Consider the following 12,855-nt stretch of genomic DNA (forward strand, 5'->3'; position numbering starts at 1 on the left):
GTCGATTCTCGTCATCCGTGTTCGACAGCTCATGAGACCTCCGTGTACTGGGCGAGGTTCTCGCGGTGACGGTCGCGGAGCCACGTGGCGGCACGGAGGTAGTCCGTGTAGCTCTCACCGGCCGCCAAAAGCTCCCGGTCCCGTCGTCCGACGTCCTCCGCCCAGCGTCGAGCGGCCCGGCCCGCAGTGCCGTGAACGACGTCCGCCCATTCGGTCGCGGCCTGTTCGATCTCGGCGTCCGAACCCACCGAGACGCCGAGACGCCGAACGAGTTCGTTGAAGGGCTCAGCCACCCTCGGCCAGAAGTCGATTTCCAGAGCCGTGCGCCGCAAGGCCGCAGACGGTTTTCCGCGACGGCCGGAGGACGGAGGGGCGAAACTCTGGCGGTAGGTCGTCTCCATCACGCGCAGGGCGTCACGGAGGTTGTCGGCATAGGCGACGGCTTCTCCGATGACGTACCCGATACGGCGATCACGAGCCCGCATCAGGGCGACGGGGGCCGGAACCTCCTCCTCGTACCACGCGACGATGTTCCCGCCGTTCTTCCCCAACTCCTGTCCGAAGACCCGCAGCGTGAACACCGTCGAGTCGGGGATGACGTGCGAACCGTCCACCCTGGACACCGCGAGAGGTCGCAACCGGGCGGGTTCGGCTCCGGGAACCAGTGAGGGAACGAGCTTGTTCTTCGACGCGAGCTTCTTCTCCCCCGCCTTGCCCTGGTACTTACGGCCGGAGCGGCTCCAGCGCGCGACCTCCGGCAACAACAACTCCTGCGTGTACTGCCACACGCCGCGTATCCCCTCCAGCCGAACGGGCACGGTGCGAGCCGGCTTGGAATCCGAGATCCACCGTTCACGGAAGGCAGCCATGGGTTCCACGTCCTGGGACAAGTCACCGTCGAGACGGGTCCCCGGAGTGCGCAGCACACCCACGACCGAAGCCCCCGCGGCCTCCCGGCCGCGGAAGAGCAGCACCCGCCGCGACGGCCAGGTCAAGGCGTCGGTGAGCCCCAGAGGGGGACGCGGCGGGCCCGGATCGGGCCGGTGCACCTCGTCGTCCTCCCAGGCGGGCCGATCCGCAGGGCCGGTACCGGTCGGACGCCCTTCGTCGGGCCGGTACGCGACGAGGTTGAGCAGAAGGGTCCTGCGGAGCGTATCCCCCTCCAGGAGGGCGCATCCGAAGTAGTTGCCCAGAGAGGTCTGTGAAGAGGCCGGGCTCTTCTCGTATCCAGTCTTCTGCCCACCGGTGTCGTACGCCTGCAACGTGACCAGCCAGCGCGCGGCCTCGGCTGGTGACAGTTCCGGCCGTTCGGTGGCGGTGGTGTGGTCGAAAAGGGTGCGGTTGTTGCCGGTGGCCCACGGCGCGACGAGGACGGCGGTGCTCTGGTGCGGTTCGGCATCCTTGGCGGGATTCCACGAGGGACGCCTCGCGAGATCCGGGCACTGCAGGAACGGCCGGTGGGCATCGAACAGATCGAACCGGGACTCCGTGCGCTCCACATAGCGATCGAGCCGACGTCGGAACTCGTCTTCCTCGTCGAGCAGATGTGCTGGGTCGGCCATCCACAGCTCGTCCCAGTCGTCGTCATCGGGGGTGAACGCCCGGTGTAGGAGGGCCAGCACGAGCCGGTGCAGCGCCGCCGTCATCGTCGGGCTGCTGCCGACGAGGCGGCGGTGACGGTGCGCGTTGAGGACGAGGTCGACCAGACTCACGTGGGTGATGTGGTCGGAATCGAGCGGAAGCACTGGAAGCCAGGGTTCGCGCAACAAATCGAACGTCACTCGACCCCTCCGTCTTCTGGAACTGCGGCGCGGGATCAGTGAAGCGAATCCCGGCGCACCGCGCACACGTTCCTCAAGAAATCGCGGCCATCTCGCGCACATTCGGCCAAGAGGCAGCGAGCTTGTCCGAAAATGACCTACCGCCCCGGCCGTGGAGTTCGGTCAGGCCCTGCGGTCCCGGTCGGCTCTATGGCCGCTCTGACGTGTGCCGGTACCAGCACGACCGAATTCCGTGAGGGTCCGCAGACCCCATCTCGTACCCGGTGACATGGGGATGCGGGCCATCAGGGCCTCGCGACCCGCCTTCGGCGTGCCCCTCTCTGCCCGGGCCGCCGCACGTTCCCACTGCTCCTGCCATCCGAGCGGGGAACGCAGTTCCTCGCCGTCGTCGTACACCCTGTCGAGTAATTCCTGTACCTCGTCGGGGCATCGGATCACGTCCCGCTCCCTCAGCACCGCCAACGTGCGAAGAAGGATCGCCTCGTCGTACACGTTCACGGCGTAACCGAAATTGACCGCCTTCCGTCCTGAGCGCGGCTCCGGCACCCGGATGAGGACGAACCGGATTTCAGGCCGTTCGGCGCCCACCCGGTGCCGCCCGATCCGTCCCATCCTCTGGATCAGGCTGTCGATCGGCGCCACCGCGCTGATCATCAGGTCGAAGTCCAGGTCGAGACTGCTCTCCAGGACCATGGTGCCGATCACGACCGATCCCCCGCTCCCAGCCGCTGCGGTCATCGAACCCCGCGGCCCGAAGCGGGCGCGCAGGCGTCCTTCCACCGCGAGCCGCTCCGCCGGACCGAGCCGCCCGTGAATCAACTCCGTCACCACGGTCTGCCCGGCCACGTCCCCCACCGCCCTCCGCAGCGACTCCCAGTCCCTCTCCGCCTCCCCGACGAGGTTGTGCACGATCGCGACGTTCCGACCCCGACGCGCCTCCCGCAAGGCGAGTTCCACGACGTCTTGCCGATCCACCCAGTGCAGCTGGACCAGCCGGTCACGGTTGACGGGGGCGGCGGTGACGCCCACCGCGGACACCGTGCCCCCGACGGAGACATCGGCGGAAAGGATCCGCGGATAGGCGGCCGTCCCCGGGACTTCGGGTTCCGGCAGCTCCCCCACCGACAGCCCCAGGGCTCCCGCCCGCCAGCTGTTCACCAAGGCGTGCTGCTGGCGAGTCGACAGGGTCGCGGACAGGAGCACCACCGGTGTCCGCAGCCCGCCCAATCGGTACAACAAGGTCTCGAACAGAACCCCCGAGTGCACGTCGTAGCCGTGCACCTCATCGAAGATGATCACCTTGCCCGAGAGCCCCGCCAGTCGCACGAAGACGTGCCCCGAGCGAACGGCAGCCTTCAACACCTGATCGACAGTGCTCACCACCAGCGGATTCAGGTGATCGGCCTTGGAGGACAGCTGAGCCTTCGCCTGCGCGTCACTGTCGCACCCGAACTGCTCCGATGCCCCGGAGCCGCCGTCCTCCGCGACGCACTCGGGACACAACGGTGGCGGACCGGCGGCGGACCGCCGGTCCAGGTACTCGCCCGCGGCGCCGTGGAACAGCTTTAGCCGACCCATTGCGTGTCCATCCCACAGCCTCAGCAGTTCGGCGGCAACCTCGTACGCCTGGTTACCGCTCGCCCTGGTCGGCATGGCCACGTGGAACCCCCGCAGATGATGCAGACGGATCATGCAAGCCGCAGCCTGCAAGGCAGCCTTCGTTTTGCCCTCACCGGTCGGCGCGGACAACAGGAACACCCCGAGTCCTCGCTCACCGGCAACCAATTGTTCCAGCCGGGTCTGGAGGTCGCGCCGTTCGGAACTCTGGGGGAACAACGATCCGAAGGAAGTGTCCTCGGGTACCGTGCACGCCTCCCACCCCAAGGACTTGACCTTCGGCTGCTCGGTCGCTGCCACTCCGGCGGCATACGCGGTCATGTCGACGCCCGCACCGGCGTGGGCCACCTCCTTCCGATCGGACGCGACCCAGTCACTGACCGAGGTGAGCGCCGCGAGGGCCAGTTCCGCAGGCCCGTCCATCGTCACCCGCGCCCAGTCGGCCGCACTCGGCTCACCTTCCGAGGTGCGACGCAACCTGCACAACTCGTCGGCCAGCGCCTCCACACGGGTGGCCCAGGTCTCCCCTCCGATCGCACCGCGCTTGTAGGAGACCTGCCGAAGATCGGCCGGGCCCGGAACGTACCCGTGGTGAGCGCCAAGCACGACCCCGATGGATTCGGCAGTCTCCGCCGAGGCGCCCCACTTCACCAGCAGTTTCCGTACGTACAGCGCGCTGATCAGCCCGTGCGCCACATCCGTCCGCGCCCCGGAACTCCTCGGGCCTTCCCGCAACCGGTCGATGGCAGCGTGATCGGACTCTGGCAGCAGCGTCTTGGCGACGTCCGCCCTCACCCCCTGGAAGGTGGGTGAACACTTGCCCAGGTCGTGCAGTCCCGCCAGCCTCGCGGCCCACTCCCGCGCGTCCCCGAGCGGCTCCAGCGCCGCTTCCAGACGGTTCTTGAGATAGGGCCCAAGGCATAGGTCGAACAACTGGTACGCCACTTCCGCGGTGTCCAGCGCATGACAGATGAGGGGGTGCGGCCGGGAACCGTTGCCCAGCTTCCCCCAGATCGGACGGACGTCGACTGGCAGGCGGAATTCACCGTTCGAGAGGGACACGACGCCCACCCAACCAAATGCCGGACGCCTACAGGCGGGAATTCCGCTCCTCACCCCCTACGAACCGCCGCTCCATCAGTCCCGCCTGCTGTTCTCGCGACGGGTCGAGAGGGCTCCCCCGCCATGTCGACCTCGGAGTACGCGGAGCACCGCAAGCCCTCGCTCCCTCACAAACCCTCTCCCTATATCGGAAGAGGCGGCCGGAGTCCGATCGCGGGCCCTGCGTGGCGGCGTGCGGCACCGCCTCACGGAGGAGCGCGAGGCGGCCTACGGCAGGGAGCGGCCGTCGTGGAAGGCGTGCCGACCGAATGCCCTTATCGGGTCTTGCCGGGCCAGTAGCCCCGATCGCGGAGAACCACCCGCTGTCCGCTCGCACGCCGGGTGAGCAGGACCACGGCTCAGCCAATGGCGGCGATGTCCCCGTCGTCAAAATAGATGGCCTGATGCAGGCGGCCTCCCAGGGCTGTGGCGAACCGAGCAAGCACATCCTGGCCCGAGAGGTGGCCGCGCTCGATCTGCGAAACACGCCCTTTGGACACGCCCATCCGGTCTGCGACCTGCTGCTGGGTGAGGCCGCGGGCCCGGCGCAGCTCAGCCAGCTTCCGCCCGGTGACTTGGGCGAGCAACTCCTCCTTGCCCGCCCGGACCGCCTCCTCTCCCCCCGCGCGGGCGACGTGTTCGGCGCGGATGTCCCGCCAGCGTGTGTAGCCGCTCATGACAGTCCTTCCTCTCCCTCGGCCCGCTCCTTGAGGTAAGTCTCGTACCTGGACTCGGCCAGCGGAATCGCCTCGCGGTACCACTCGTTCCAGCGCCCTGATTTGTCGCCGGCGACAAGCAAAATGGTCGACCGCCAGGGATCGAACGCAAACAGAATGCGCACTGTACCCGGCCGAAGTTCCTTCAGGTTGGCCAGGCATGAGCCGTTAATGGTGTCCACCAGGGGGCGGCCGAGGCCGGGCCCGCCTTCGGCCAGGGCGTCCAACGATCGCACCACGCGGGCATGCGTCGGGGCATCAAGGCTGTCGATCCAGTCGCGCACCTCGTCGACCAGGAAGATCTCCCACTCCCCATCCACCCAACGAGTATAGCGATAGCTATACCTTCCGGGGTGGCCATTTCAGGCCGGGGCTCTGGCTTCCGCGACCGCTGCGCCGGGCCGCGCGTATCGGGCCACCGAGCAGCGCGGGGACGCACGCTCCGGTGACCGGCGGACGGTACGACTCCTGGAGCGAGGAGCAGTGCGCGGGCATCGAAATCGTGGACGGGGCGATCACCCGACGCCCCGGCGCGTCCGAGCGGCACAATCGGCTGGCGAGGATGCCGGCCTATGGCCTGGTGGACTGCGCAGTCACAAATGGTCGCGGCACTGGCCTCCGCTCCACGCCGCCCGTCGTCGTGCTGACCTCCGACCGTGACGACTGGTCGAAGCTGTGCGGCGATCGCGTCGTCATCCGAGATGTGTGAGGCCGGGGCGTCGATGTCCGACCCCGCCATACATGCGACCGCGCGAACTTCGGCGTACGGCCCCATGATGTATCGCTCACCGACCGCTGCCCGGCAGGGCGCGTGTACCGGGAGGGAGAGGTGCACGCGGGAGCGGTGGAGGGGGTGGCGCCGGTCGCCGAGATCACCGGCCCGGGCCCCGGTCGCCGGGGTGGCGGCCGGGGCGGGGGCCGGGGTCAGGAGCCGGAGGGGGCGTCCTTGGTGGGGGTGGAGGGGGTGGGGTTCGGGGTCTCGTCGAAGGAGACCCGGCCCATGTGCCGGTTCATCGACTTCATCAGCATCCACACGCCCACCGCCATCGCGGCGAAGACGATGAAGCCGAGCACGCCCGGCGTCACCTTGTTCTGGTCGAGGTCCTTGGCGAGCGGGGCGAGCTGCGTCAGTGCGAGGTCGAGGTGTGCGCTCATATCAGACATTGTCGCGGATGCCCGCGAAGAGGTCGTCCTCGGGGAGGGAAGTGTCCACCAGAGACTTCGCCAGCTCGTACTCCTCGGTGGGCCACACCTCCTTCTGGATCTCCATCGGCACCCGGAACCAGCCGCCGTCCGGATCGATCTGGGTGGCGTGCGCGATCAGCGCCTTGTCCCGGATCTCGAAGAAGTCGGCGCACGGGACATGGGTGGTCAGGGTGCGCTCGGCGCGCTCGAACTCCGCCCAGCGCTTGAGCCACTCCCCGTAGGGCGACTCCAGGCCGCGGGCGAGCAGGGCCTCGTGCAGGGCGACGGTGCGCGGGCGGTTGAAGCCCTGGTTGTAGTAGAGCTTCTGCGGCTGCCAGACCGGCCCGAACTCCTCCTCCGGGTACTTCACGGTGTCGGTCGCGCCCTCGAAGGCCACCATCGTGATCTTGTGGGTCATGATGTGGTCGGGGTGCGGGTAGCCGCCGTTCTCGTCGTACGTGGTGATCACCTGCGGCCGGAACGCGCGGATCGACCGGACCAGCCGGCCGGCCGCCTCGTCCACGTCCTCCAGGGCGAAGCAGCCCTGCGGGAGCGGCGGCAGCGGGTCGCCCTCGGGGAGCCCGGAGTCCACGAAGCCGAGCCACTCCTGGCGGACGCCGAGGATCTCGCGCGCCTCGTCCATCTCCTTGCGGCGCACCTCGTGGATGTTCGCCTCGATATAGGCGTCGCCCTGGAGCTTGGGGTTGAGGATGGAGCCGCGCTCGCCCCCCGTGCAGGTGACGACCAGCACGTCCACCCCCTCGGACACATACTTCGCCATCGTCGCGGCACCCTTGCTCGACTCGTCGTCGGGGTGCGCGTGCACGGCCATCAGTCGCAACTGCTCGGTCAAGGCTCGGTCCTCAGTGATTCGGTCGTGATGTCCTGATACGACGTCCCGGCGGGCGGAACGAGGTGGGGCCACCGCGTGCGGCGCCCCCACGGGCATCACTCCGGGGCGGGGTCGGGCGGCGGGCCGGCGGCTTCTATAGTGACGGAATAGGCGGTCGGATAATTCCGTCGTCGGGCGTACGAACACCCATACGTTGTATGTACGCCCCCCGGGCGACATCCGAACGACGGCCGGACGGCGACCGGACGACGGCCGGTGGTGACCGGACGACGGCCGGGGAGACCGGGCGGCGGCCGGGGAGACCGGGCGGCGGCCGGGGAGACCGGCGGGTGACCGGCGGAGACCGGGCGATGACCGGCCGGGTCGCCGGACGGCACGTACACCGGCGGCGGCCGGCGGGAAGGGACTGACGATGGACGCGGTACGGGACCAGCTCCCCGAGGGCCGGTACGGTCGCACCGCCGACCAGCGCGCCGACCGCACCCTGCGGATCGTCGGGGCGGTGCTCGGCGCCGGGCTGCTCGCGCTCGTCGGCTGGTTCGGTTACGACTACGTGGCGGGCCAGCGGCTCAGCGGCGAGGTGATCAAGTTCGCCGTCACCGGCGACGACGAGGTCCAGGTCCACCTGGAGGTCCGGAAGGACTCCTCGGCCACCGGCTACTGCACCCTCCGCTCCCGGTCCGCCGACGGCGCCGAGGTCGGCCGCAAGGACGTCCGCTTCGACCAGCGGCGGGACCGGATCGACCAGGTCGTCACCGTCCGCACCACCGCCCGAGCCGCCAGCGCCGAGCTGGTCGACTGCACGGCGGACTGACGGCGGACCAGCCGACCGACGGGGTCGCCGCGCCGGCCGGCCGCTCCGCCGGCGGGCCGCCGCCGGGACGGCTCCGACCTGCGGCGATGCCCGGGAAGTGACGTATATCCTCCCCCTTCACCCGCAAAATTGTTAGGCTCGTGGTTTCGCCCATCCAGGGAGGACAATCCTTCTGGGTAGGGCGATGCTTTGTATTTCCAGTACCTACGAGGAGCACCTGTGACCCAGACCAGCGAGAACGTCACCTGGCTCACCCAGGAGGCGTACAACCAGCTCAGGGCCGAGCTGGAGTACCTGTCTGGTCCCGCGCGAACCGAGATCGCCGCCAAGATCGCGGCGGCGCGCGAGGAGGGCGACCTGCGGGAGAACGGCGGGTACCACGCGGCCAAGGAGGAGCAGGGCAAGCAGGAGCTCCGGGTCCGCCAGCTGACCCAGCTCCTGGAGCACGCCAAGGTCGGTGAGGCTCCGGCGGAGAGCGGTGTGGTCGCCCCGGGCATGGTGGTCACCATCGCGTTCGACGGCGACGAGGACGACACCCTGGAGTTCCTGCTCGCCTCCCGGGAGTACGCCAGCTCCGACATCGAGACGTACTCGCCGCAGTCCCCGCTGGGCGGCGGCGTCAACGGCAAGAAGGTCGGCGAGGACGCGGAGTACGAGCTGCCCAACGGCAAGAAGGCGTCGGTACGCATCCTCGACGCCAAGCCCTACCAGGGCTGAGCTCCGCCGGGGCCGGGCATCCCCGGCCCCCGCGACGACGACCCCCGGAGGCCGGGTGCTCACCGAGCGCCCGGCCTCCCGGCGTACGGGGACCCAGACGTACGGGACCGCCCCGGCGTACGGGGACCCAGACGTACGGGACCGCCCCGGCGTACGGGGACCCAGACGTACGGGACCGCCCCGGCGTACGGGGACCCCGGCGGCAAGGTCATCACAGGGGCCACCATCTGGACGCCCCGCCCCGGCATACGTGGACCCTGGCGTACGGGACCGCCCCGGCATAGGGGGCCCCGGTGTACGGGGCCTCCCCCGGCGCCGGGCCGTCAGACCGTGGCCGAGCGGTACCTGCGGACCGCCAGGGTGCGGAAGACCGCGATGATCAGCACCGACCAGATGACGGACGCCCACACCGGGTGCTGCATCGGCCAGGCCCCGGACGCGGAGACGCCCGGGTTGCCGAAGAGCTCCCGGCACGCCTGGACGGTGGCGCTGAACGGGTTCCACTCCGCGACGGGCCGCAGCCAGGAGGCCATCCGGGAGGCGTCCACAAAGGCGTTCGAGATGAAGGTGACCGGGAAGAGCCAGATCAGCCCGCCCGAGGTGGCCGCCTCCGGGGTGCGCACCGAGAGGCCGATCAGCGCCCCGATCCAGGAGAAGGCGTACCCCAGCAGAAGCAACAGCGCGAAGGCGCCGAGCGCCTTGGGGACGCCCTCGTGCACGCGCCAGCCCACCAGCAGGGCGACCACCGCCAGCACCACCATGGTGAGCGCCGTCTGCACCAGGTCCGCGAGCGTACGGCCGGTGAGCACCGCCCCGCGCGCCATGGGCAGCGAGCGGAACCGGTCGATCAGGCCCCGGTGCATGTCGTCGGCGATGCCCGCACCCGCGCCGGCCGTGGCGAAGGTGACGGTCTGGGCGAAGATCCCGGCCATCAGGAACTCGCGGTAGACGGCGGGCGAGGTGGAGGCGCCGATCTGGAGCGAGCCGCCGAAGACATAGCTGAACAGCACCACGAACATGATCGGCTGGATAAGCCCGAAAATCACCATTTCGGGGATGCGGGTCATTCTGATCAAATTCCGCTGGGCGACCACGAGCGAGTCCGCGACCGACTGACGGATTCCGCCACGCGGCACGGGGGCCAGGGACGGCGGGGCGGTGCCGGTGAGGGTGCTCATTTCACACTCTCCTTCCCCGAACTCTGCGGATCCTTCGAATCATTCGAATCCTTTGAATCATTCGGATCGCTGGGACCCTGGGGGCCGCCGCCTCCGCTCCCGCCGCCGGTCCCCGCCCGGGGCCCGGCTGCGGTTCCGGCCCCCGGCTCGGTCTCGGCCGCGTGGCCGGTGAGCGAGATGAAGACGTCGTCCAGGGTCGGCCGGCGCAGGGCCACGTCGTCGATCTCGACGCCCCGGACGTCCAGCTCCCGGATGATCTCGGCCAGCAGCCGGGCGCCGCCCGCCACCGGTACGGTCAGCCGGCGGACGTGCTCGTCCACCGTGACCTCGCCCTTGCCGAAGCCGGCCAGCACGCCGCGGGCCGGGGCGATCGTGTCCCGCTCGCGCACCACCACCTCCACCCGCTCGCCACCGGTCCGGGCCTTGAGCTGGTCGGAAGTGCCGCGTGCGATGACCCGGCCCTGGTCCACGACGCAGATCTCATGGGCCAGATGGTCGGCCTCCTCCAGGTACTGGGTGGTCAGCAGCAGCGTCGTACCGCCGGCCACCAGCTCCTGGATGACCTCCCACAGCTGCTGCCGGTTGCGCGGGTCCAGCCCGGTGGTCGGCTCGTCCATGAACATCACCGGCGGCGCGACCACCAGCGCGGCGGCGAGGTCGAGCCGCCGGCGCATGCCGCCGGAGTACGTCTTGGCCGGGCGGTCGGCGGCATCGGCCAGGTGGAACCGCTCCAGCAGTTCACCCGCCCGGATCTTGGCCGCGCGGGCGGGCATCTGGTAGAGCCGCCCCACCATCCGGAGGTTCTCCCGGCCGGTGAGGTATTCGTCCACCGCCGCGAACTGGCCGGAGAGACCGATGGACCGGCGCACGGCGTCCGGTTCCTTCAGTACGTCGATGCCCGCGACCGTCGCCGTGCCGCTGTCCGGCCGCAGCAGGGTGGTGAGGACGCGCACGGCGGTCGTCTTGCCCGCGCCGTTGGGGCCGAGGAGCCCCAGGACCGTTCCTTCGGGCACATCGAGGTCGACGCCGTCGAGTGCCCTGACGTCTCCGAAGGTCTTCACCAGACCTTCGGCGTGGATGGCGCCTGGCATAACAGTTCTCCCGAGTGGGCGGGTTACGGGCTGCCGCCCCGGACGGCGGGGTCGTCACCGAGCCCCCGGGACGGACGTCCGTACGGCTCCGGGGCCGTACGTCTCCAGACCTCAGCTTGCCGCGTGCGGGCCGGGAGCGCCCGCTCTTTAGGTGATCCGGTCCGCGTTGCCCCCTGCCGCTCCCTGGCCACTCCCGTACCTCTCCCGGGCCACCGGCTCCGCCGCCCGGCCCCGGCAGATCAGGAGGTGACCACCGTGTAACCGGCCGCTCGCAGATCCGCCGCGACCTGCCCGCAGTGCTCGGGCCCCTTGGTCTCCAGCTGGAGCTCCACCTCGACCTCGGCCAGCCCCAGCCGGGGGTCGGTCCGCACATGGGCCACATCCAGCACATTGGCGTCGGCCACCGAGAGCACCCCGAGCAGCGTCGCCAGCGCGCCCGGCCGGTCGGTGAGCCGTACCCGGAGACTCAGATAGCGGCCCGCCGCCGCCATGCCGTGACGCAGGATGCGCTGCATCAGCAACGGATCGACATTGCCGCCGGAGAGCACCGCCACCACCGGCCCCGGCTCGGCCCCCCGGCCGGCGAAGGCCCCGGGATCGCTCAGCAGCGCGGCCACCGGGCTCGCCCCGGCCGGCTCCACCACCAGCTTGGCCCGCTCCAGACAGAGCAGCAGCGCCGCCGAGAGCTCGTCCTCGGTGACCGTACGCACCTCGTCCACCAGCTCCGCGATCAGCGGAAACGGTACGTCACCGGGGCGGCCGACCTTGATCCCGTCGGCCATGGTCGCCGCGCACTCCACGCCCACCGGGCGGCCCGCCGCCAGCGAGGGCGGATAGGCGGCGGCGCTCTCCGCCTGCACACCGACGATCCGCACATCCGGCCGGAGCGCCTTGACCGCCACCGCGATCCCGGCCGCCAGACCGCCGCCGCCGATGCCGACGACAATGGTCCGGACCTCCGGGCACTGCTCCAGGATCTCCAGGCCGACCGTGCCCTGGCCAGCGATGACGTCCGGGTGGTCGAAGGGGTGGATGAAGACCGCCCCGGTCCGGTCCGCGTACTCCTGCGCGGCGGCCAGCGTCTCGTCCACCACGGTTCCGTGCAGCCGCACATCGGCGCCGTACTCCCGGGTCGCGGCCACCTTGGGCAGCGGGGCGCCGACCGGCATGAAGACGGTGGACCGCACCCCGAGCAGCGAGGAGGCGAGCGCGACGCCCTGCGCGTGGTTGCCGGCCGAGGCCGCCACCACCCCGGCCGCCCGCTCCTCGGGCCGCAGGCAGGAGATCCGTACATACGCGCCGCGCAGCTTGAACGAGCCGGTCCGCTGGAGGTTCTCGCACTTGACCAGGACGGGACCGCCGACCAGTGAGGACAGATGCCGGCTGCCCTCCAGCGGGGTCGCCCTGGCCACCCCCGCGAGCATTTTCTGGGCACCCCGGACGTCGTCCAGGATGACCGGGTGCGCGGGCTCGGGCAGGCGGAAGCTCATGTCCGCAAGTCTCGCAGCTCGCCGCGACCGGGTGGCCCGGCCCCGGGAGCCGTTCTCCGGCAGCCACTCTCCGACCGGTCGCGGGCGGGCCGCGGGCCGGGCGTGGTCGGTGGTGGGCCGGTCGTGGGCCCGACGCGGACCGGTCATGGGTCGGATGCGGATGGGCTACGGGCCGGGCGTGGGCCGGTGGCGGGCCGGGTGTCGATTCCGTGCGAAGACCTCGCATCTCCTCATGTCTCATCACGTTCGGCTCGCGTCTCATCACGTTTGCGCAGCGCCGGTACGGAGCCGCACGAGTCCGCGTACTCTGTC

General features: G+C 70.2%; 11 protein-coding genes and 1 pseudogene. 3 read left to right on the top strand and 9 right to left on the bottom strand.

Annotated elements, in window-relative coordinates:
• Positions 1-29 precede the first annotated feature (29 nt).
• From casA to NX801_RS02495, 4 genes are all read right to left on the bottom strand, one after another.
• Positions 30-1,781: a type I-E CRISPR-associated protein Cse1/CasA gene (gene casA, locus NX801_RS02480; protein WP_258785044.1), complete on the bottom strand. Its 1,752-nt coding sequence runs from the start codon at positions 1,779-1,781 to the stop codon at positions 30-32.
• Positions 1,782-1,943: 162 nt separating this feature from the next.
• A complete protein-coding gene (gene cas3 / locus NX801_RS02485; protein WP_258785045.1) occupies positions 1,944-4,460 on the bottom strand; it encodes a CRISPR-associated helicase Cas3' in 2,517 nt (838 codons plus the stop codon).
• A gap of 398 nt (positions 4,461-4,858) precedes the next feature.
• On the bottom strand, positions 4,859-5,176 hold the full coding sequence (locus NX801_RS02490; protein ID WP_258785046.1) for a helix-turn-helix domain-containing protein: 318 nt from the start codon (positions 5,174-5,176) through the stop codon (positions 4,859-4,861).
• Positions 5,173-5,535: a type II toxin-antitoxin system RelE/ParE family toxin gene (locus tag NX801_RS02495; RefSeq protein ID WP_258785047.1), complete on the bottom strand. Its 363-nt coding sequence runs from the start codon at positions 5,533-5,535 to the stop codon at positions 5,173-5,175. Before NX801_RS02495 ends, NX801_RS02490 begins: the two co-directional genes overlap by 4 nt.
• A 296-nt stretch (positions 5,536-5,831) precedes the next feature.
• Between NX801_RS02495 and NX801_RS02500 the strand changes: the two are divergent.
• Positions 5,832-5,924, top strand: a pseudogene (locus NX801_RS02500) (DNA-binding protein); the annotation flags it as partial.
• 215 nt (positions 5,925-6,139) lie between these two features.
• Here NX801_RS02500 and NX801_RS02505 read toward each other — a convergent pair.
• Entirely contained in the window at positions 6,140-6,379 is a 240-nt protein-coding gene (locus tag NX801_RS02505) for a hypothetical protein (RefSeq protein WP_258785048.1), read from the bottom strand.
• Entirely contained in the window at positions 6,372-7,253 is an 882-nt protein-coding gene (gene mca, locus NX801_RS02510) for a mycothiol conjugate amidase Mca (RefSeq protein ID WP_258785049.1), read from the bottom strand. Before mca ends, NX801_RS02505 begins: the two co-directional genes overlap by 8 nt.
• A 412-nt stretch (positions 7,254-7,665) precedes the next feature.
• Between mca and NX801_RS02515 the strand changes: the two genes are divergently transcribed.
• Positions 7,666-8,067, top strand: a complete 402-nt coding sequence (locus NX801_RS02515; protein ID WP_258785050.1) for a DUF4307 domain-containing protein — start codon at positions 7,666-7,668, stop codon at positions 8,065-8,067.
• A 219-nt stretch (positions 8,068-8,286) separates the two neighbouring features.
• Positions 8,287-8,784, top strand: coding sequence for a transcription elongation factor GreA (gene greA, locus NX801_RS02520; protein ID WP_258785051.1), 498 nt, complete (start codon positions 8,287-8,289; stop codon positions 8,782-8,784).
• Positions 8,785-9,107: 323 nt separating this feature from the next.
• Here greA and NX801_RS02525 read toward each other — a convergent pair whose 3' ends face one another.
• The 3 genes from NX801_RS02525 to ilvA form a co-directional block, all read right to left on the bottom strand.
• Positions 9,108-9,962 carry an ABC transporter permease gene (locus NX801_RS02525; protein ID WP_258785052.1) on the bottom strand — a complete coding sequence of 285 codons (855 nt, stop codon included), beginning with the start codon at positions 9,960-9,962 and terminating at the stop codon, positions 9,108-9,110.
• A complete protein-coding gene (locus NX801_RS02530; protein ID WP_258785053.1) occupies positions 9,959-11,053 on the bottom strand; it encodes an ATP-binding cassette domain-containing protein in 1,095 nt (364 codons plus the stop codon). The genes NX801_RS02525 and NX801_RS02530 overlap by 4 nt, the downstream gene beginning before the upstream one ends.
• A gap of 239 nt (positions 11,054-11,292) precedes the next feature.
• Entirely contained in the window at positions 11,293-12,543 is a 1,251-nt protein-coding gene (ilvA, locus tag NX801_RS02535; protein WP_258785054.1) for a threonine ammonia-lyase, read from the bottom strand.
• Positions 12,544-12,855 lie beyond the last annotated feature (312 nt).

This window comes from Streptomyces pyxinae (genome assembly GCF_024756275.1).
GTDB classification, from domain to species: domain Bacteria; phylum Actinomycetota; class Actinomycetes; order Streptomycetales; family Streptomycetaceae; genus Streptomyces; species Streptomyces pyxinae.

Coding starts and splice junctions, on each gene's coding strand:
- NX801_RS02490 (WP_258785046.1), bottom strand. CDS start 5,176: ATGAGCGGCTACACACGCTGGCGGGACATCCGCGCCGAACACGTCGCC.
- NX801_RS02505 (WP_258785048.1), bottom strand. CDS start 6,379: ATGTCTGATATGAGCGCACACCTCGACCTCGCACTGACGCAGCTCGCC.
- NX801_RS02515 (WP_258785050.1), top strand. CDS start 7,666: ATGGACGCGGTACGGGACCAGCTCCCCGAGGGCCGGTACGGTCGCACC.
- NX801_RS02525 (WP_258785052.1), bottom strand. CDS start 9,962: ATGAGCACCCTCACCGGCACCGCCCCGCCGTCCCTGGCCCCCGTGCCG.
- NX801_RS02530 (WP_258785053.1), bottom strand. CDS start 11,053: ATGCCAGGCGCCATCCACGCCGAAGGTCTGGTGAAGACCTTCGGAGAC.
- ilvA (WP_258785054.1), bottom strand. CDS start 12,543: ATGAGCTTCCGCCTGCCCGAGCCCGCGCACCCGGTCATCCTGGACGAC.